The sequence below is a fragment of the Acinetobacter sp. 3657 genome, assembly GCF_031456775.1.
GTDB lineage: Bacteria > Pseudomonadota > Gammaproteobacteria > Pseudomonadales > Moraxellaceae > Acinetobacter.
This window is the reverse complement of the sequence record NZ_JAVDVH010000005.1, coordinates 1-20,851: the sequence shown is the minus strand read 5'-3', so window position 1 is coordinate 20,851 and position 20,851 is coordinate 1. Positions and strand designations below refer to the sequence as shown.

Here is a 20,851-nt window from a genome sequence, read left to right as displayed (position 1 = left end):
TATTACCTCACTGTCTTAACTTGTGATAATTTAATATTAGTCAAAAAGCTACCATCAGCTTGCTTTATACTAATTAAAGAACCTTCATTAGAAAAATTAACAGCAGATACTACTCCAGTCACTGTTGTACCACTCTCAGTCATTATTTCCACTTGTTTCCCCATGACTCCTAATGACTGTAAAGTTGCATTTATAGATACTAAATTGCTAATATTTTCATTAGTAAGTCTAGCTTGCTCCAAATTTGTAAATTGTGCCATTTGAGCAAGGAACTCTCTATTATTGATAGGCTCAAGTGGGTCTTGAAATGTTAACTCTGTCATAAATAATTTAATGAAATCATTTTGGCTTAAATTATTACGACTTACTTCACTTGTAGCAGAAGCTAAACTGTTACCAAGAGCATCAATTGCCATACGCAACCTATTATATTTTTGACCAAATAATTTTGCCATTGACCCATATTCTATCAATATTAGCAGGTAGTTGTCTTCGAATATTTTCCAATAATTCTACTTGGTCATCGCCTAAATTTCTTATAAACAATTCAGATTTAGTAATCAAAATATTTTTTTTGAAGAAATTTGGACAAACACCTGAAATTTGCTTAACTTCTGGAGAGTTTTTTCTAGTGCTACCAACCTCTGGGTCAAAATTACTTGAATAAAAAGTATCTACTCTTAGGTTTTCTTTATCTATGTTGTTTAATTTTGATTTAGTTAAATTCTTGCCATCACTTTGCTGCAAATCTGTATAGTTTTTCAGATATTTTGTAGCTGTAAGTCTATTCTCTGGAAGTTTTAAGCTCTGGACTTCATCTAAATAAGATAAATGATTGACAGCTGTTCGCTTCAGGTCATAAGTTTTCTCATAGTTTATAGTACTCTGACTGCTTGTTTTTACACCAGAATTTACAATAAAATTCTCATAATTATCTTCGAATAAATTTGGTTTAACATCATTTAAAAAGCTTTGTACAAGACTACCATTGTTTAAGTGTGGCTTATTCCCTAAATCCTCTTTACGATCATAGACAGTTCTAGCAATATGATCTACTTTAATATTGTCCATAACAGACTACTCACTCTGAATATTTGTAGGATATGGAAAGCTGGTGCTTTCGAACTGTATGATTAAAATGATCAATTTTTCTTTTTTGTACAACTAAAACATTCATCTTATGTTGTAAGTTTGTTTTTAGTTCACATACAAGTTTCTTATGAATCAAAAACTCATTGTATTTCTTATTGAGCATTTTAAAGCTATTATTTTGAGTAGTACTATCTAATATAATATTAAAGCTTTGTTGAAGCTCAGTGATTTCTTCTAAGATTGATAAATATTCATGATGGCATTTATTCCTTAGAACTTCTACCTCATTACATCTAGCAGTTAACGTACTAATCTCATTTTGCATAATCATATATTGCAGTTGAAAAATACCTTCCATCGATCTATTTTTACTTAAAAAATTTACTCTCATAACTATTTAACCTGCGGAGGCAATTTCATCAATAATATTTTTTGCTAAAATCCAAATATTTTCAGTTGCTATAGTTTCATCTTCAAATTGAACTAACATTTTATCAATTTTAGGCTTATTCTTAATAATACTATCAAGCAATATATTTTGCCCCGATTGATACGCACCTAGTTGAATCATATCAGAGAACTCATCATGTAAAGCTAAATATTTTTTTAGCTGAGCAATTACTTTTTTTTGTTCATTAGTATATAGAACATTTGAAAGCCTACTAATGCTTTTCAATACATTAATTGATGGAAAATGTCCCTTATCAGCTAATGAACGATCGAGTACAATATGCCCATCTAGAATTGATCTCATATGATCTGATATCGGCTCATTGTGATCATCACCTTCTACAAGGATTGTATAAATAGCAGTAATAGAGCCCTGCCCTAATAATGCACCACCTCTTTCGATCAATGGGGGCAATAGAGAAAAGACAGACGCAGGATACCCCCTTAGACCTGTAGGTTCAGAAGCAGCTAATCCTATTTCTCTTTGTGCGTATGCAAATCTCGTAATCGAATCCATAACCAATAATACGTTAAAACCTCTAGCTCTATACCAATCAGCAACAGATGTAGCTGTATATGCAATCAATCGTCGAAAGATCGCAGGTTGTTCAGCGGTTGCAACGTAAACTATAGATCTTTTTAATCCTTGTTCACCTAAAACATTTAAGAGGAAATCTGTTACTTCACGCCCTCGTTCACCAACTAATGCGACGATAATGACATCAGCTGTAGCATATTTGCATAACATACCTAACAATGTACTTTTACCGACCCCACTTCCAGCAAAAATCCCAATTCTCTGACCAACTCCTATTGGTGTAAATAAGTCTATTGCTTTTATACCAGTGTTTAATTTCTGTGTAATCGAGATACGATGTAATGGATTAATTGGTGAAAAATTTTTGGCTAAAAACTCGATGGATTCTGGTATAGCCATTCCATCTATAGGATTTCCCAAAGAATCAAATACCCTTCCTCTTAAATCTAAACTTACAGGAATTTGAATGGATTTGGAATAAGAAACGACTTTACAATCAAGGTTTAACCCATGGATATCACCAAAGGGCATTAATATGAAGGAACAATCATTTACTGAGATAACCTCTGCAAAAATATTAAGTGACTGATCATCACTAATAATCAGAATAATCTCTCCAATGCTTACACTTAAGCCCGTAGCTTCAATACTGACACCACTAATTTTCTTAATCTTACCAGTAAGTTGACTAAAATAAGGGATATCTATTTTTTTTAATATAGAATCAACAATAATATCAAGATTACTAATCATTTAATAATTGCCTAACTTTTTTAATTTGCTGCCCCAAACCAATATCAATTGAAGTTGCATTTAACTCAACAACAACCTGTCCAACATTCAAACTCCTATCTTCCGTAACAACAATTGCATAAGATTTTAACACCTCACTCTCATCAATAATTTTTTTTATCATTTCAAAATCTGTTAATCCAACTTTCATTACAAAACCTTGATCTAAGCGATGCTGAAGAATTGTTTTTCTTACAATATTTATTATCAGCTCTTCATTCCCTAATAAACTAAATACAATTTTTTCCAATATACTATCAATTACTTTTATAGAAATTTTTTCTATCGAAGAATTCAAGTTTTTCAAATTTCGGTCAAATTCCAAAATACAATTATTTAGAATATTGATTTTCTCTTTGTATTTATTTTCTAGTACTAATAGTTGTTGATCATTAAATCTTTTCAACTTTAATTTTTCTGCTTCAAGCTTTGTTACATACTCTAAACGATATTTCTCTTTTACATCCGCTAACTCTTGTGCTCTCAACATATCATGTTGACTTATATCTTGAGGCGTGTCTACAGGTAAATCTTTGATTTCTTCTAGACAAAATTGCTCTTGATTCGAAACACCATCACCTTTATGCCGACTACCCAATGTAACTACTTCTTCACTTTTATTTATCGACCTTAATAAAACCGAAGAGTCTTTATTTTTCATACTCATTAATTACTTTCTCGCGGAAATACATATCTAAAGTAGCTTGCATTTTAGGCGCCAACTTAAAATCTTGAAGACTTTCCTTATATTGAAGATAATCTTTAAAATATGATGGTTTCTTATTTAAAGATATTTCTGAAAAAAACTTAGCACTTATAAGTACATACCAAAATGGAGATATCACTTCTGTTGTTTTGCTCAAAAGCGTAGATGTTATATCTAAATTACTCTTATCCGCAGAGACAACCTCATCTATGATCGATGTATTTTCATCAATACCAAAAGCCTTAACCTCAGTTAATAACTCATCAAGTTTTTCTCGCTCAGATCGAGTTAAATTTGATTTAATTTTTTCCTGGTCATTTAAACTTAAGCAATAAAAGCGTAATACCCAATTTCGTAAAGCAGACTCATTTAAATCCATCTTTTTCCAACCAATATTTTAAATTAACAACAATTCGCTCCCTTTCTTCATCAGACAACGATACTAGATTAATTTTTTCGACAGCTAATTTTTTTCTTAAAAATCTATAAGTAAAAAATAATATTGTTGAAATTAAAATAAACAAAAGTGCCAAATTAAAGGGATTTAAGATATTAAGTTTAGCATCATCAGTTAAAACTTTAGATTGATTTCCGTGACTCATATAATCAGGTTGAGTTTCAACAGGTTCTAGCATGCTACTTACAAGCACAAGGTTATCACCCCGTTTTTTATCAATACCCAAACCGACTTCTAAAACTTGCTGAATATTCTGTAATTGAACAAAACTTAATGTATTTGGAACAATGACACCAACACTTATTTTACTAATTTTACCTGTTGCGTACTCAATCTCAGAAATTTCTTTACCCATAGCATATTCACTATCTGTCATAGTATCTTTCTGCGTATTTTTTATACTATCACCATTGGAAATATTTGAAGATGACTGTTTTTTACTTAATAAAGCTATACCTGCATCAGAAAGAATTGGTTTTTCACTAACAACCTTTTTCTTGTCAAAATTTACTTGAACATTGGCTGAAACACTCGCTTTACTAATATCAAATGATTGAAATAATATGCTTCTAACTTTACGCTCAATTTTTTCTTCAATATCGTCGGATCTTTTCAAAGAGCTAGAGTTATTATTGTAATTATTACTTATTATTTCTCCATGGGCATTAAGCAAAATAACATTCTGAATATCTAAACCATTGACAGCTGACGCAATTAAACTTTGTATACCATCAACAATACTCCTATCCAATTGATAGTTATACTTCGTTTCAATAACAACAGAAGCTTTCGCTGTTGCCTTATCAACTTCATATATAGTGTCTTTTTCTGGCGTTAAATGCACCCGTGCATATTTAATACCGTCCATCGTCATGATAGAGCGTGCTAACTCTCCTTCTAATGCTCGCTGAAAGTTAATTTTTTGTGCAAAATCGGACATACCATAATCAGTTTCATTAAAAAGCTCAAAACCGATAGTTTCTGGATTACTTAAACCACCTTTATCCAAAGCAATTTTTGCTTCACCTACACGATTTTCCTCTACTTGAACAATATTATTTTTAATACTATAGGGAATATTAGATGAAGCAAGTATATTAATTATACTTGCTTGAATATTTTTATTTTCTTGCTGCAACAAAGGTACATATGTTGGCTTTAATAGCCACCAACACATCCCGATAAAGCCAGCAATAACAAAGACAACTCCACTTATGAAAAAAGTAGACTTACGACCCCAGAAGCTCATTATTTCTATTACTCAAATTATCTGCTTAGATTTGCATACGTGTAATTTCTTGATAACTCTCAATTAGCTTATTTCTAACCTGAACAGCAAATTGAAATGACAGTTTTGCATTTTGCATAGATACCATAACATCATGGACAGCAATATTCTCTCCAGAAGCATATTTTAAAACTTTTTCAGTTGCACTTTTATAGAGTTCATCATTCCTATTTAGCATATCCAAAAAATTTACATTTTTTGTTGCTGCAACTTGGCCCACCCTACTTTCAAGTTTAGGCAGTTGTACAGTTGTTTCAAGATTTATTGCATCTAAAGGATACATCTAATTATTTTCCTATTTCATAAGCTTTGGCTGTCATATCTTTAATACTATTAAAAATACGTACATTAGCGTCATACGCTCTACTCGCAGATACTAGGGTTGCCATCTCTGTTGCTGTATCTATTTCAGGATAGATTACCATTCCTCTAATATCAGCTAACGGATGTCCTGGCTCATAGACACTCTTCGTCTTATAATCAGATACGTTATTTAGATATACACTGTTTTTTATATCGCTTAAGAAATTTGCGTGCGTCTTAACTTGTAGAACCGAGGCAGTATTTTTATTTGGCAGCGCTACATTTGCAATTGCAATATTATAACTAGCTGCTTCTACTCGAGCTTTTTCATGCCTTAAACCAAAAGAAATTACATCTTGAACAGATAAATTTGCGAACTGCATTACTATTCTTTCCCTTGAATTGCTAATTGCATTAGCCCATAACTTCGATTTAACATCTCTGCAATTCCTTGATAACGACCACTTGCTGTAACCGCATCAAAAGTTTGCTCATCAAGTTTTATTAAACTTTTTGACATATTACTTTGGTATTTATCCATATCTATTTTATTATAAGCTAATTTTTGTAACGTTACATCCTTCATTAAGCGCTTATAATCAAAAAAAACACCTTTAGTATCTGGAACATTTAGATTTGCTACATTCATAGACGCCACTTTAATACGCATATCCTGTATATTCATTGCATTTACGAGGGTATGGCTAATACTTGCAATATCATTCATATTGATACTCCTATTGAATTACCAAATCTGCATTTAAAGCACCGGCATCTTTAATTGCCTGAATAATAGTAATTATATCTCTAGTACTTAAACGGGTTTTTTGCAAAGCTTGCACTAGACTAGCAACTGTTGCCCCATTTGGTAGTGATACAAAATTTGCTGTATTTTCAGTTACCTTCAAATCTGTTTGAGGTATAATTTCAGTAGAAATATTCTTATTATAGTTTCGCCCAATAAACATAGGTTGAGAAACTGAATACTCAGTATTCACCTTAACATTTAGATTCCCTTGTGAAATATTTACTTCACCAATTCGAACATTTGCCCCAGCAACAATTGTTCCTGTTTTCTCATTAATGACAATTTTAGCAATTTGATCAGGCTCAACCTCAAGACGCTCAATACTTGCAATCAAACTCGGAATTTGCATATAAGGTGAAATAGATATCTCTATTTTCCCTGCATGAACAACCCGAGCATCCACTCCTCGCTGCAAAATTACCTGCACGATTCTATTTGCTGTTGTATAGTCTGGTTGATTCAATACAAGTATTAATTTATCTTGAGATGCAATACTCTCAACTGCTTTCTCTAAATAAGCCCCTTTAGGAATACGTCCCACAGTAGAGTGATTTTTCTGAGAGATATTTCCATTCATTTCAAAAGAATAACCACCAACAGCGAGTGGTCCTTGTGCCAAAGCATATAATTTATTATCAGGACCATATAACGGAGTTAAAATCAAAGTCCCACCCAACAAACTTCGAGCATCGCCAATTGAAGACACTTCAACATCAAACTTATCTCCAACCTCACTAAATGGTGGCATTTTCGCAGTTATCATTACGGCTGCTGTATTTCTAGAGTTGAGATCTCGCTCGTTTATATTGACATTAAAATGCTTTAAGGTATTAACTAAAGCCTGTCTTGTCGTACTATTTCGATCCGAATCTCCACTCCGAGCAAGACCAACAACCAGACCATAACCAATTAGTGCATGTTCTCGATCATCTTGTATCCGAACTAAATCTTTCAATCTGACCATATTTACTGCTGCGCTAGCAGATGGATTAAAAAAAATTAAACTTATTAATCCGATTAATAGTTTTTTCATATTATTCTTAACCAATGAAAAAGCTTATAAAAAATACTGAATTTTTGGGCATCATCAGCAACACCTTTACCATTTATTTGAATTTTTGCATCTGCTAAACGATATGAATAAACAGTATTATCATAACTAATATCATCAGGTCTGATAAAACCAGTGATTTGGATAAGTTGTTTATCATTATTGATGATCGCCTCTTGACTACCCTCAACTCTCAAGTACCCATTTGGAAGTTTTTCTCTAACTTGCACAGAAACTACAGTTTTCAACTGACCTTGTCTAGATGTATTACCTTCACCACTAGCCCCTCCTTCTAACCCCAATCCAGCATCAGCTTTAGCAGTCAAAGTACTTGCAGAAAAAGATAAATTTGTTTTATTTTTTGCGTTTGTTCCGACAGATGATTTTGCTGAAGTTGACTCAGCAACCAAAATTGTTAAAATATCCCCAACATTAACAGCACGCCTATCACTCGTTAGTGCTTGATAATTATCAACATTAATTAGACTAGTTTGAGCTAATGTATGGCTAGTCAATAGAACGCATATAATTAAAATAGTTTTATTAATCAATTCTAACGATTCCTTTTTTCACAACAGTAGTTCTTACAAGTTGATTATTACTTAGTAAGCGCACATTAACTTTATCTAAATATTGCCCAAATTGCTGAGCAATTCCTGTCGTTTCAATCGTAATACCATCCGAAATTGCTAAAACATGAACTTCTTGATCTTTAAAAACCCATGGGGTTTCTTTCAAGTGTTTCTTTAAAACTGGTTCATTAATTTTAACAGATTGGGTAAGCCAGACATTTCCATTAAATGGACCTATCGCAAGCGCCGTATTATTTATCTTTTCTTTGATAAGATCAATCTCATGGTACTCAACTAAGATTCCATCCAAAGATTGATTACGACTTGCATTTTGTTTAAAAACCCAAGCCATTTTTTTAATCTCAGGACGAAACCATACTACTTTAATTTTATTTTTGGCTATCTGCGGATCGCAATCTACCACCTCAAATGCAACTCTAGCTTGATAGACAGAAGTTAGTAGTTTCAAATGTGAATATAAATGATCAGAAGGCTCAAATAAAGGAAATAATTTTGAAGAACTATCACTTTCAATACGCTCTTCTAACAATTGATTTGCTGCCTCAACAAACTGCTCATGATTTAGCCCCTCACAAGCACTGACTTGCAATTGTATTGACAGCGCAACAAATATAATTAATAACTTAAGATGCATATTAACGTCTTAAATTATTAATCGTTTCCATAATTTGATCTCCAGCCTGCAATACCCTTGCATTTAGCTGGTATGCTCTCTGAGCCATGATCAAATTCGAAATTTCACTTACCAAATCCACATTTGACATTTCTAAATGCCCTTGTAAAACTATTCCCATTCCATCTTTACGCAGTTCTCCATATTCGGCCTCACCACTTAATCCCGTAGCAGTATATAAACCACTCCCAAGTTTTTTTAACTGACTCTCATTTTCAAAGCGGACTAACTCTATTTTACCCAGTTCTATCTCTTCGCCAGTGCCAACAACTCTTCCATTTAATGTGCCATCAGCAGCCAAGACTATTCTCTCTACGTCTGGCGGTATCCGAATATCGGCAGTCAAAACCTGCCCACTTGATAATGCCAGCTGCCCTTCAGCGTTTACATGAAATTGACCAATTCTTGTATAAGCTAAACTGCCATCCGATTGTTCAACCTCAAAAAAACCCTTACCTTGAATAGCAAAATCATAAGGTTGATTTGTCGTTTGAACATCTCCATTTTTAAAGTCAGTGTAGGTGTGCGCTAATGAAACACCAACTCCTTGCTCGGATAGCGTATTATTGACATTATTGATAGCAACAAGATTTGAAAATTGAGCATTTTCTTTTTTATATCCCATTGTCTGCATATTCGAGATATTACTTGATATTGAATTTAACCATTTTTGTTGCGCGAGTAACCCAGAGTTTGCAATACTGATTGCATCGATCATATTATTTCCCCAATTGATTTATGCCACTATCCAACAAATTATCATAAGTATTTACCGCCCTTTGTAAACTCTCTATATGTCTAGACAACTCCATGATTTTAACCATGTCTTGGCTCATCATCGCATTAGATTGCTCTAATTTACCCTGATAAATTTGATATTCGCTTTGGTCAGCTTGTTTAACTGTTGAAGCTGAATATAATGCATTTCCTTCAGCTTTAACATCATCACTTTCTGCATATACAATTAAAATTTGATTGATAGCAGTATTACTCTCTAAATCCATAATATTACCATTTGAATCCACTTTTATTGCTTCCAAATTTTTTTCTGAAATAACAATAGGATTTGCCTCCTGACCTAAAACTGACAACCCTTGTCTAGTCAATAAATATCCATTTTTATCAATATGAAAATGACCATCTCGAGTCAAAGCAAAACCTTCATTTGTTGCTACTACAAACCAACCTTTACCTGATAAAGCAAAATCTAAAACTCTATTTGTGTCTAAAAAAGATCCATTATTAGAGTTTAAATATGAGGTTGTTTGTCTATCCCCTAAATCAGAAAATGATTTGTTAACTGATGACGACGGTGCTAATGTACTAAATACATTTTCACTTCTGTATCCAATCGTACTGATATTCGCTGTATTCTGAGAAATTGTCTTTAATGCATTAAACTCTTGTTGAATGACTTGAGCAAGTTGCATAATGGGATCGGTCATGCAGTCAACTCCAATGAGTGAAAGTCTGGGATTGAGATAATCCCTGCAGATGATATCTGAACAAACTGCCCCAACTCTGCGATTGATAATACTTCCACATGTGGAATAGCTCGAGAAATCATTGCTCTAAGAGGGCGACGAATAGCAGGAGAGCACAATAAAACTGGTTGTACATTACTTGCCAACAACTTCTCTGTTTCTTGCACAATACTTTTAAGAAACTTATCTATATATTGAGGTGGTAGCATACTTTCATTATTTACTCTTATCATAGCTAACATATGACCCTCTAGCTCAGGCGCTATAGTCATAACCTGCAGCGTCCCATCCGAACTCAAGAATTTCTCATAAATAATCGAACCTAATCTCTCCCTAACTTTTTCAGCTAGTTCTTCAGGAACCTTATTTACCCGACCAAAATCTACTAATACTTCAAGAATTTTCTCAATATTTTTTATACTTATCTGTTCTTTCAATAATAACTGTAGGACTCTTTGGATATCTGAATAAGTTAATATTGCTGGTATCAGCTCATCTATTAAAGACCCCATACTATCTTTATGCAAATGTATTAATTTTTCCGTTTCTGAACGTGTTAAAAACTCACTCAAATATCGCTTAATATTCTCTGACAAATGCGTAACTATGACAGTTTCTGGATCAACAATTGTGAAACCCAAGGTTTTAGCTTGTTGTTTTTGAGCATCTTCAATCCATACAGCAGGTAATCCATAAGTAGGTTCTTTAGTTACCTCACCCGAAATACTATTCATAGAAGCATTACCAGAATTGATTGCTAAAAATTTGAGATAATTGACACTTCCTCTTGCAACCACCGCACCGTAAATTAAAATTTGATAATGATTTTCTTGTAATTTTTTATCTGTTGTTATAGATATTTTAGGTAAAAAAACCCCTAATTCTAATGAAAGCTGATTCTGTAAAACACTATATCGCTGATAAAGAGATCTGGAATCTCCTAATATATATGGCTCTAAACTTAAACTAACTTTTAATTCAAATTCTGCAGGAGCTAGATTATTAATTGATTTTTGTTCTTGTTCCGTTCCATCACCATTTTCAATCTCAGTATCACCTAAGTTATCAGTTGATGTTTTTTTATATCTTAATGAATACCACACAGCAACAGAAAGGATAAGTATTAAAATCAATATAGGAAACACGGGTAGACCAGGTAAAAATAGCATTAAGACCAATGTCAAACCTACAATCATTATTGTTTGCGGGTAAGCAAAAATCTGCCGCCCCAATGCTTGACCTAAACGTGTATCCGTAGCAGCTCTCGTAATAATAATCCCTGCTGCAACAGAAATAATTAAAGATGGAATCTGAGTTACAATCCCATCACCAATCGTTAATAAAGAATAATGCTGTATAGCCTCAGCCCAACCCATCCCTCGTTGCAACATACCAATGGCTAAACCACCAATAAGATTGATTACAATAATAACTACACCAGCAATTGCATCACCTTTTACAAATTTTGACGCCCCATCCATTGCTCCATAAAAATTTGATTCTTGTTCTAATTGATGACGGCGGCGCTTCGCCTCATCCGAATCAATTAATCCCATATTGAGATCGGCGTCAATACTCATTTGCTTACCAGGTAGTGAGTCAAGCGTGAAACGGGCAGCAACTTCTGCAACACGCTGAGCACCATTTGTAATCACAATATATTGAACAACCACAAGGATAAAGAAAACAACAAAACCTACAACTAAATTCCCCGCCACCATATGATGACCAACAGCATCAATCACTTTTCCTGCATCAGCATTGTCTAAAATCAATCGTGTTGATGAAATATTTAAAGCTAAACGAAATAATGTTGTAATTAATAATAATGAGGGAAAAGTTGAAAAGCTTAACGGTTTTTCTGTGTCTAAAGCTAATAGCAAAATTAGCAGCGCACCAGCAAAGTTTGTTAATAACAAAAAGTCTAACAACCAAGTAGGTATCGGCGTGAATAGTACCAATAAAATACTAATCACCCCAATCACCAAGGCTAAATTATAAAATTCAAATTTTAATTTCTTTTTATCTATCATCTTTTAAAACTTCAACTTTGAGTTTGGTAGCGCAATAACCCAACGATATATATCAACTACATCATTATGCATCTCTGCCGGTATAGGTTGGTTAATTGCGCAGTTCGCAAAAATATATCTAGCAACAATTGGACGATGTAATATAGGCACCTGATTTTTCCGCGCCACTCGCCGAATCATGTGCGCAAGCATACCTGTTCCTGTGGCTAAAACAATAGGGGTTTGCATTTTATCTGGTTGATAAACTAATGCAACAGCATAATGAGTAGGATTAATAATCACCACATCTGCTTTCTTAACTTGAGAAATCGCTTTTACTTTTGAAAAAAACTCTTGTTGATTACGTCGTCTTCTTGATTTTAACTCTGGACTTCCTTCACGATGACGATGTTCATCTTTGACCTCTTTCTGACTCATCCGCATTTGACGGGAAAATTCTCGTTTGGCATACCATATATCAAATAGTGCAAAAGCAGCCATTACAGTTACCAAGCTAAGCATTAAAATAATTACTGCATGACTAAAAGCCAAACCAATAGCTTGAGGGGTTCTTGATAGATGAGTAGTTAATTGCTGAATGATATAAAGGATTGAAAAATACGCAACAACAAAAAATAGTAAGCCCTTAAGGACGACGCGAAATACTTCAACAAATATTCTTTTAGAAAAAATTTTTTTTAAACCTTTAACTGGGTCTAATCTTTTTAAATCAGGTTTTAATGCAGTAAAAGCAAAAACAAAACCACTATAAGAAAGACTGACTCCAATCGCAGCGACGATCAGCATAAAAATTAAAGGAAAAATTACCGTAAATAGTTTAGATAAACTTTGACCGCCCAAATATGCAACAGTTGCTAGGTTATTATGTGCAAGCACATCCGCATGACTTATCCACCATACAGCTTGTTTAGAAACTTCTAAAACAATTTTTCCTGAAAATATAGCAAAACCTAAAATAAAAGTTGCAATCACAGTGAAAGACAATAAGTCCATGCTTTTAGCGACGTTTCCTTTTTTTCGAGCTTGCTCCAACTTATAAGGTGTTGCCTGTTCTGATTTTTCTTGTTGATCATCCATTATTTAATCTCAATGATTCAAAATAGGATAAGTTTTAAAGGCTGCTCAAAAAGCCTCGGTATATTTTGAACGATCATTGGCATTGTAAACATAAGTAATAATAAACCCACAGTAAATTTGACAGGAAGTGCCAAAAAATAAATATTTGCTTGAGGCATTGACCGAGACATCACTGCAAAAGCAAGATCAACCAACCACACCCCTAGAATCACAGGCAATACCATAATAAATGCGAAAATAAACTGAGCACCCATAATGCTAATCAATTTTTTAATATTTAGCAGCTGGAAATCGAATGCACCGAGTGGAACGACTTTAAACAATGCTGCTAACCCTTGTATTAAGGTGTAATGTAGATCTAATATGAAGAAAACCACTCCTGCAATTGCAATGAGGAGATCCGAAATCACTCCACCTAAATGACTAGAGGAAGGATCAAATATACCTGCTGTGTTTATCCCTATTTGCAAATCAAGCAGCTTTCCAACTAAATCTAAACTGGCAAATGCTGTGTGAAAGCTAAAAGCTATCACCACTCCCAATAAAAACTCACTGATCACAAGTGAAATGGTTAAGACATTTGACTCTATAGGAACCAAACCAGCCATAATAATCGAAATGGACAATACAATGATTAATCGAACTAATATCGGCGCCTTACTAAAGACGTTCAAAGGCATAACAACAAAGATAGGCAACAAGCGCAACGAGAGTAGCAGGACTGTAGTAAACTCTAAAAAGCCCAACATGATTTACAAGCTAGCTGCTTTAAGAAAAAGCTCGATTGCAAAAGCCCTCAGATGGTTGACCATCCAGCTTCCAAGAATCAGTAATACAATCACAGAAATGATCAATTTAGGAATGAAGGTTAAAGTCATTTCCTGAATTTGTGTAGCGACTTGTAGAACACTGACGATCAGCCCGACAATCATAATAGCCAATAGCACAGGTGCAGCAACCAAGGCTGTTGTTAATAATGTTTCTTTTAATAAATATAAGAGTTGATCTTGGTTCATTTTCATACGCTCCAAACAGCGCATATTTTAACGGAATCAACCCAACAAACAAATATATTTTAACGAATATTATTTCTTCTCAAATTCATATATATATCTTATGCTATAAGCATAAAAAAGCAGGTGTTCTTTCGTGTTATGACAACAATTATCCCATCCGAATCTAAAGACCAACTTCAAAAATGGTTTAATTTTTTAGAATACGACCCTAAAAATACTCATTTAATTACTTCGATAATTGAATCTGCTCTAGCCACAAATCAGCTAGATATCCTCCATCAAATGATTACGCATATTCAAAATCATGATTTTCACCCCCCCCAATTGTGCGGTCTACTCAGTTTAGTCTGCTTACAACTAGGCAAATGTGAAGAAGCAATTATTTTCGGGGAGTACACCCTAGGCACTGAATATGAAAATGTAACAACACGACACAACCTTGCTTATGCTCAACTGTATAAAGGCCAGTACCAGAAAGCACGAGAACTTTTACAACCTCTCATTGAATCTTCTAATGAGGTAAATTCAGATACATGTGTATTGTATGCAAGAATTATGCATCACTTAGAACTCCCTGATGATGCTATTTCTGCATTGGAAAAAGCAATTGTATTAAATCCATCGCATGCGGAAGCTTTAGGTAATCTTGCTTTACTTCAATATGAGACTGGACACAATCTTTCAGATTATTCTAATGTCAAAGAAACAGCTAATAAAGCACTAACAATTGCTCCTTATCAACTTGAGGCTTTATTAGCTCTAGCTGAAGTACAACTCAATGAGCGTAGTATTTCTAACGCCCGGAATAATTTCAATTTGATTTTAGAACACCATCCTCAGTCTGGTCGAGCTTGGTCTGGATTAGGTCAGCTTGAATATTACGAAACCAATATTGACCTAGCTGAAAAACATCTACTCACTGCTGTTGAATATATGAAAGATCATGTAGGCACATGGCATGTCTTAGGCTGGTGTTATATTCTGAAGAATAATATAGAGAAAGCAGCTTGGGCATTTGAAACATCACTTCCACTCAATACTGAGTTCGCTGATAGTTATGGTGGTTTAGCTGTTGTCGAGGCAATGCGCCATAACACGACAGTGGCAAAGCAATGGATCAAAAAAGCTTTTGAACTTGATGAACATAGTATGGCGGCAACATTTGCTGAATATGTTTTACTGAACAATGAAGGCTCTCCTGAGGCGGCTCAGCAAAAAATGAATAGTATATTGATCAGAAGAGCGCCAAGCAGTGATCGCTCTGGGCAGACATTAGTCAATGAGTGGTTAGTTCAACACCCGAATTTACAAAAATATTTAAATCAAGAAGATGATCATGAATGAGTTTTTATCCCCTTTCGATGCAGATGAAACACTTAAACTTGCAATTCATGCTAGTGAACATGGCGATTCGCATTCTGCGATTCGCTATTTAACTGAATTATTGAATGTTCAACCAGATCATGGTGCTGCTTGTTACTTTTTAGCTATGCAATATGCAGAAATTGGGCTATTCGAACGTGCGATTACCACGCTACAACATGCAATAAAAATCAACCCAACCTTTGATATTGCTCAATTCCAGCTTTGTTTATTATTTTTACAAACTCAACAAACTTTTCAAGCTGAACAACTTTTTAGCAGTTTGTCATTAAGTTCTCACGACCCTGCACTCGCTGCCTTTTCTCGTGGTTATCTGGCTTTATTTAAAGAACAAAGTGGCGATGCTATTCATCATTTCCAAGAAGGTATTGCGGTTTGTTCTAATGAGGCACTGAACAATGATATTAAACGTGTCATAGCACAAGTGGAGCAAGCAGCTGCTAGCGCACCACTGGGCACATCTACGACCAATGCCACTGAGACCCCACAAGCGAATCACCTTAATCAAGCTAAAGTAGAATCTACAAACACATCGAATGAACAGAAAAAACTTACAGGTTTTTTAGGTGCTTATCTAGATACGATTGATGATGAAAATGGGCCACACTAATTCAGTGTGATTTCTGAAAAGAAAGGAAGAAGTCAGTCTACTTCTTCCTTGAATTTAGAAGCCCATCGACCACTTGGTTAATCTTAACATCGTTACCTTGATATTTTGTGAGATCAAGCCCGCCACCTCGATAGATATGATATTCGGAAAGTCCTATTCTTTGCCCAGCACGGTTATACAGTTTTAACGTCATATCACTGATAAAAAATACGGTTTCGTAATCTTCAGTTGCATCATAGTTCAAGGTAAATTCACAAATATTTGGCTTAAATGGCGCATTAAATACTTGTGTTTGGATATGATGGCTTTCTAATCGGTTAATGAGCATTTCCTGAAAACGGTCAATTTTGACCTTAGGGTTATTTTCGATACAGATAGAATTAAGCTGCGAAAGATAATCTGCATGTATCGGATTTGCTTGCCATTGCCATGTCGTACTACATGCCGAACAAAGTATGGTACTTAGCAACGGTAAAATTAATTTCTTATTTTTCATATATACAGTGGCATATTTAAAGACAGTAGAATTATAACATTATGAACAATCAATTCAATTACTTAGCTTATCTCATTCCACCACATAGTGATAAAATGAGAAAGGATTGAGCAACTAACTGAGACCATGTATAGAACGAAATAAACAAACATCTTAAGGATTTATTTCTGCCAATCTTTTTGATAACTCAGCATCATTTCCATCAAGTAAAGGTGTACCTTCATAATAAAATTTACTTAAATATTTACCTGCATTATTAACATTTATTACTAAACCACACCAAGTCTCACCAGCCTCATCACTCTTCCAAAATAAATTATCTTCCGCTTCTAGTAAATCGAAAGAAACAGTAATAGCAGGCCCTTTAGATTCATTGTATTCACTCATGTTTGGTAATAACCAACATTTAGCCATAGATCCACGTCTCAAACCTAAATTCTCATCTATTAATCTTTCAACATAATAAGTAATTTCCCCCCAATTTTTAGGGGCTATATATACAATTTCTTGTAATACATTATTAAGGAGTTGTGTTTTTTCTAAAAAATTCATTATTACCCACCAGCTTTATTTAAAAATGGCTTTTGAATCCAATTGCCGTCAGCATTTTTATATTGTGCAACAAATGCATCTGGCCTTGTAGAAAGATTATTACGCCCATAGGATACCGAAATTCTAACAGGAACTTTTTGACCTGTCTGCTTAAAAATCTCAGCTACAGGGATCTCAAAATCTGCTCTATACCGTCCCTGATTTAAGTTTTTCAACTTTGTACCATCAGATAAAACTAATGGTCTTCCATTTCCAGGGACAATGTTAACTTTATTGGTTGGTCCACCAAACAAATCACCCCATAAATGAAAACCAATATCTCCCGTCACAGCATCAGGACCTTTACCTAATACTGTTGTTGAAAGGCCATCTATTCCTGAACGGTTATTAGCAGGACTTATAGCTGCATATCCCTCAACTGTTGATACTCGGCTTAAATTATCTGTAGTCCATGTAACACCACTGTATTTATAAGAAGTATTTGGAGTTGGATTATTGGCAGCTCTGTTAAATGTATCAATATTATCGAAATGTAAAGTTCGTGATGCAGTACTAACAAAAGGAGCTTTAACCTGTGTACTTGCTGTACTTGGGTACAATGCTTTTATTGGCGAAGCTGGCGCAGATGCCGTTAATACCTCCCCAGTCGTACTACCAACAGGGATATCATTTACTAAACTAAGACTAGCGCTACCTCTTTGGCTTGAACCTATCGTCCGACCAACTACGGCAGCTTTATTCACATCCTTAACAGCAGATATATATCTAAGCCCAGTTCGTACAGAACCCAGTGTTGAAGCTGTAGCAGGGTTAGATGCAATTACATCATCATAAAACTGTTGAGATGCTTCGTAATCACCACTCACCGCACTAAAAAAAGCTACTGGTGAATTAGATGCAATCGTTGCCGTGTTACCTAGCAATCTTCCAGCATTCAATACAGTATTTGTCATAGTACTCACTGCATCATTTACTGGCTGGTAAAAATATTTATCTAGTGTTGGATTACCAGTATTTATTCTTTGAGTTGCCCATGAGGATTGGAATGGTACAGATGCATTACCCCACTGTTTCAATGCTGCTATTCTATTGCTGAAGAAGCTTTTAACTCCTTCCAAAGCATTCTCAATATTAGGATCACCTAGCCAATCTCCCTCGCGAGCCTTAACAACAATAGTGTCTAACTGAACTACTCGTCTTTCATCCGAACCAGCAATTGATATGAGTCTAGCTCCCTCCATACCCTCTAAATGTGCATATTTTGCCATAATTGATTCATTTAAATAGTTTGGTCGTTGTAAGGTATTTGCTGTTGTTGTTTTCTCACTAAACCAATTATCTGCTTTCTCTGCAAACTGTCTGCCTACAGTATTGGCTATCGCTGCCATTGAGACATTCAAATAATCCGGCTTACTTCCACCAAACCACTTATCTTCTATCGCGCCAGCTATATTTGCCCCTGCTAATGCATATGCATATGGACTTGCTGTAGTACCTAGAGCATCATCAAATACACCACTAGCACCCATACCAGAAGCCGCTATAGATGCAACAACTGATGAACCCAATGCATTCCAACTAAAACTTTGTTTGTTACCAAACACCTGATTGGCTATATGATTCGATCCATAATTAATTGCTCCAAACACCGCACCCTTAGCTGCCCAATGTGCATTCTTTACTGCTGATGCGGCTTTAACTACCCAACTACTTTGGCTCGCAGCTTGTGTAGCTGTTCCTACAGAAGAAATTGCCCCGCCAACACCAGCTGTTGCTCCAGCTGTTAAAGCAGATATACCCACTTGTGACCATGAGAAGCTATCTACAACACCCATCGCTTTTCCAGCCAATTGCGAAGCTGCACTACCAACAGCAGCTCCAATTGCTGCTGCGGCAACCGCATAACCAGCCCCGATCGTAACACCCATAGCACTACCACCAGCTAAAGCTGCCATACCAACACCAGCCATTGATGCTGCTGTTCCAGTCGCAGTGGTAGCAACAGCTCCCATCAAGCCTGCCGCTGCCCCTGCGGTATAAATTGTCACCACCACAGCCACTACAATCATTACAATCTGAGCAATACCACCACACTTCTTCTTCGGTTTCGGTGGTGGCGGTGGGCTTGGAATCGTCGGTTGCGTATCCCCGATCGCTTCACCCGGACTATATGGTCTAAAGGTTTCACTGTTGTTATGAATATTGGTGACTTTGTTCGGTATCGTCAACACCTGACCTGCTGTCAATTTATCTAATGGGCTTAAGCCATTCAGATCAGCAATCATGTACCACATCGAAGAATCACCCCATACTGACAAAGCAATGCTCTGTAGGGTGTCTCCATTGCTGACGACATAACTTGTTGGTGCACTCGATGGATACTGTGCGTTGATCGGCTCAAAGTTCTGATCAAAATCAGCAGAAGAAATTGGCTTAAAGTTTTTCGCTTGAGTCGGCTTGGCACGGCTATTTTGCAAACTCTGAACATAATCTTCACGTGACGGGCCATCGTTACTCACGTCACCGATACGCTGTCCATTCACATAATAGAAGTTGCGGTACCGATTCATCGAGTTATTGATTAACTCATTACGCTGCAACACCATCCCTTGCGAGTTATTGATATAGGTTGCAGAACGTTTGTTTTGCGTGTTTTTCTCATCCACAAAACCACTAATATGACCATTTACATTATAACTAAAATTAGTAACACCTTCCTGTCCATTGACCTTAGTTGTAATTGATTTTTGCTTGGCCGAATCCCACCACTCATATTCATATTGCGTACTTTGAGTGGGACCAGAGTTCGAGGGCGGAGTCATGACAGTCTTATCTAATGTGACCTTATCCGCAAGATAGAAGTAGGTTGTTGTACCTGTACCTGTACCGCCAACTTTGGTTTGCTTGGCAATTTGGTTGTCTTTGTTATATTCACTGTTCGTAGTCTGGTAAACACTGCTGCTATTTGGATTATAGTCTTGATAGGTCTTTACCCGCCCCAAGGCATCATTATGACGTACCGAGATTGTATAGCTTGTACCTAATACCTCATTTGAGCCATAGTCTGCGTTTTTGATTGTTTCGATGTAACCATCGGTGGTGTATGTATAGCTTTCTTTATGTGCCTTACTTGAGTTAAGTGCATCTTTCCCATAGTCTGCCGAGGTTCGTTGGCCTAGCTTGTCGTAGGTAATCTCAACTCCTGTAGCGCCTCGCTCAACCATCTTGGTGGTACTGTTTAACACGCCCATACTGATCTCAAAACGATTCATACGGTCATAGCGATACCAGAAGTCCTGGATCTTCGGTGCAGCATTCACCGCATCACGGTAGTTCGCCAGCATATGTATGATGTTGCCATTGGCATCATATTCGTAATGAATATTAAAGGATTGATCTTGCACACTCATCTTACGATTCAATGAGTCGTAGTTAATCAATGCATTTTG

Annotated in this window: 24 protein-coding genes; 2 read left to right on the top strand and 22 right to left on the bottom strand. The window is 35.5% G+C overall.

The window, feature by feature from the left end; translation table 11 throughout:
- Positions 1–2: 2 nt before the first annotated feature.
- Genes J2Y37_RS07225 through J2Y37_RS07135 form a run of 19 tightly spaced genes read right to left on the bottom strand, consistent with a single transcriptional unit; the run spans position 3 to position 14,367 of the window.
- Positions 3–455, bottom strand: coding sequence for a flagellar hook capping FlgD N-terminal domain-containing protein (locus J2Y37_RS07225; RefSeq protein ID WP_349032383.1), 453 nt, complete (start codon positions 453–455; stop codon positions 3–5).
- Complete coding sequence (locus J2Y37_RS07220) at positions 427–1,071, bottom strand: hypothetical protein (protein ID WP_349032382.1); 645 nt, start codon at positions 1,069–1,071, stop codon at positions 427–429. The genes J2Y37_RS07225 and J2Y37_RS07220 overlap by 29 nt, the downstream gene beginning before the upstream one ends.
- A 10-nt stretch (positions 1,072–1,081) precedes the next feature.
- Positions 1,082–1,483, bottom strand: coding sequence for a hypothetical protein (locus J2Y37_RS07215; RefSeq protein ID WP_349032381.1), 402 nt, complete (start codon positions 1,481–1,483; stop codon positions 1,082–1,084).
- Between the two features lie 6 nt (positions 1,484–1,489).
- Positions 1,490–2,833: a FliI/YscN family ATPase gene (locus J2Y37_RS07210; protein WP_349032380.1), complete on the bottom strand. Its 1,344-nt coding sequence runs from the start codon at positions 2,831–2,833 to the stop codon at positions 1,490–1,492.
- On the bottom strand, positions 2,826–3,533 hold the full coding sequence (locus tag J2Y37_RS07205) for a FliH/SctL family protein (protein ID WP_349032379.1): 708 nt from the start codon (positions 3,531–3,533) through the stop codon (positions 2,826–2,828). Before J2Y37_RS07205 ends, J2Y37_RS07210 begins: the two co-directional genes overlap by 8 nt.
- Positions 3,523–3,957: a hypothetical protein gene (locus tag J2Y37_RS07200; protein ID WP_349032378.1), complete on the bottom strand. Its 435-nt coding sequence runs from the start codon at positions 3,955–3,957 to the stop codon at positions 3,523–3,525. The genes J2Y37_RS07205 and J2Y37_RS07200 overlap by 11 nt, the downstream gene beginning before the upstream one ends.
- Positions 3,944–5,284, bottom strand: coding sequence for a flagellar basal-body MS-ring/collar protein FliF (gene fliF / locus J2Y37_RS07195; RefSeq protein WP_349032377.1), 1,341 nt, complete (start codon positions 5,282–5,284; stop codon positions 3,944–3,946). The genes J2Y37_RS07200 and fliF overlap by 14 nt, the downstream gene beginning before the upstream one ends.
- Positions 5,285–5,309: 25 nt before the next feature.
- Positions 5,310–5,606, bottom strand: coding sequence for a flagellar hook-basal body complex protein FliE (fliE, locus tag J2Y37_RS07190; protein WP_349032376.1), 297 nt, complete (start codon positions 5,604–5,606; stop codon positions 5,310–5,312).
- Between the two features lie 4 nt (positions 5,607–5,610).
- Positions 5,611–6,009, bottom strand: coding sequence for a flagellar basal body rod C-terminal domain-containing protein (locus J2Y37_RS07185; RefSeq protein ID WP_349032375.1), 399 nt, complete (start codon positions 6,007–6,009; stop codon positions 5,611–5,613).
- Positions 6,010–6,011: 2 nt separating this feature from the next.
- The gene (locus J2Y37_RS07180; protein ID WP_349032374.1) at positions 6,012–6,353 is read right to left on the bottom strand and encodes a hypothetical protein; all 342 of its coding nucleotides are present in this window, start codon (positions 6,351–6,353) and stop codon (positions 6,012–6,014) included.
- A gap of 10 nt (positions 6,354–6,363) precedes the next feature.
- A complete protein-coding gene (locus J2Y37_RS07175) occupies positions 6,364–7,467 on the bottom strand; it encodes a flagellar basal body P-ring protein FlgI (RefSeq protein ID WP_349032373.1) in 1,104 nt (367 codons plus the stop codon).
- Positions 7,464–8,036, bottom strand: coding sequence for a flagellar basal body L-ring protein FlgH (locus J2Y37_RS07170; protein ID WP_349032372.1), 573 nt, complete (start codon positions 8,034–8,036; stop codon positions 7,464–7,466). Before J2Y37_RS07170 ends, J2Y37_RS07175 begins: the two co-directional genes overlap by 4 nt.
- On the bottom strand, positions 8,029–8,712 hold the full coding sequence (locus tag J2Y37_RS07165; RefSeq protein WP_349032371.1) for a flagella basal body P-ring formation protein FlgA: 684 nt from the start codon (positions 8,710–8,712) through the stop codon (positions 8,029–8,031). The genes J2Y37_RS07170 and J2Y37_RS07165 overlap by 8 nt, the downstream gene beginning before the upstream one ends.
- Before the next feature lies 1 nt (position 8,713).
- Positions 8,714–9,469, bottom strand: a complete 756-nt coding sequence (locus J2Y37_RS07160) for a flagellar hook-basal body protein (RefSeq protein WP_349032370.1) — start codon at positions 9,467–9,469, stop codon at positions 8,714–8,716.
- 1 nt (position 9,470) lies between these two features.
- Positions 9,471–10,196: a flagellar hook basal-body protein gene (locus tag J2Y37_RS07155; RefSeq protein ID WP_349032369.1), complete on the bottom strand. Its 726-nt coding sequence runs from the start codon at positions 10,194–10,196 to the stop codon at positions 9,471–9,473.
- A complete protein-coding gene (locus tag J2Y37_RS07150; protein WP_349032368.1) occupies positions 10,193–12,268 on the bottom strand; it encodes a flagellar biosynthesis protein FlhA in 2,076 nt (691 codons plus the stop codon). The genes J2Y37_RS07155 and J2Y37_RS07150 overlap by 4 nt, the downstream gene beginning before the upstream one ends.
- Before the next feature lie 3 nt (positions 12,269–12,271).
- On the bottom strand, positions 12,272–13,345 hold the full coding sequence (locus J2Y37_RS07145) for an EscU/YscU/HrcU family type III secretion system export apparatus switch protein (protein ID WP_349032367.1): 1,074 nt from the start codon (positions 13,343–13,345) through the stop codon (positions 12,272–12,274).
- Positions 13,346–13,362: 17 nt separating this feature from the next.
- Complete coding sequence (locus tag J2Y37_RS07140) at positions 13,363–14,094, bottom strand: flagellar biosynthetic protein FliR (RefSeq protein WP_349032366.1); 732 nt, start codon at positions 14,092–14,094, stop codon at positions 13,363–13,365.
- A 3-nt stretch (positions 14,095–14,097) separates the two neighbouring features.
- Positions 14,098–14,367, bottom strand: a complete 270-nt coding sequence (locus J2Y37_RS07135) for a flagellar biosynthetic protein FliQ (protein ID WP_349032365.1) — start codon at positions 14,365–14,367, stop codon at positions 14,098–14,100.
- Between the two features lie 132 nt (positions 14,368–14,499).
- Between J2Y37_RS07135 and J2Y37_RS07130 the strand changes: the two genes are divergently transcribed.
- The gene (locus J2Y37_RS07130) at positions 14,500–15,705 is read left to right on the top strand and encodes a tetratricopeptide repeat protein (protein WP_349032364.1); all 1,206 of its coding nucleotides are present in this window, start codon (positions 14,500–14,502) and stop codon (positions 15,703–15,705) included.
- Positions 15,698–16,354, top strand: coding sequence for a tetratricopeptide repeat protein (locus J2Y37_RS07125; RefSeq protein ID WP_349032363.1), 657 nt, complete (start codon positions 15,698–15,700; stop codon positions 16,352–16,354). The genes J2Y37_RS07130 and J2Y37_RS07125 overlap by 8 nt, the downstream gene beginning before the upstream one ends.
- A 37-nt stretch (positions 16,355–16,391) precedes the next feature.
- On the opposite strand, the gene J2Y37_RS07120 is transcribed toward J2Y37_RS07125, so the two are convergent.
- The 3 genes from J2Y37_RS07120 to J2Y37_RS07110 all read right to left on the bottom strand — a co-directional run.
- Entirely contained in the window at positions 16,392–16,850 is a 459-nt protein-coding gene (locus tag J2Y37_RS07120; protein ID WP_349032362.1) for an Sbal_3080 family lipoprotein, read from the bottom strand.
- Positions 16,851–17,003: 153 nt separating this feature from the next.
- Positions 17,004–17,402: a hypothetical protein gene (locus J2Y37_RS07115; RefSeq protein ID WP_349032361.1), complete on the bottom strand. Its 399-nt coding sequence runs from the start codon at positions 17,400–17,402 to the stop codon at positions 17,004–17,006.
- Positions 17,403–17,404: 2 nt separating this feature from the next.
- A partial coding sequence (locus tag J2Y37_RS07110; protein WP_349032360.1) for a DNA/RNA non-specific endonuclease occupies positions 17,405–20,851 on the bottom strand: 3,447 nt, incomplete at its 5' end.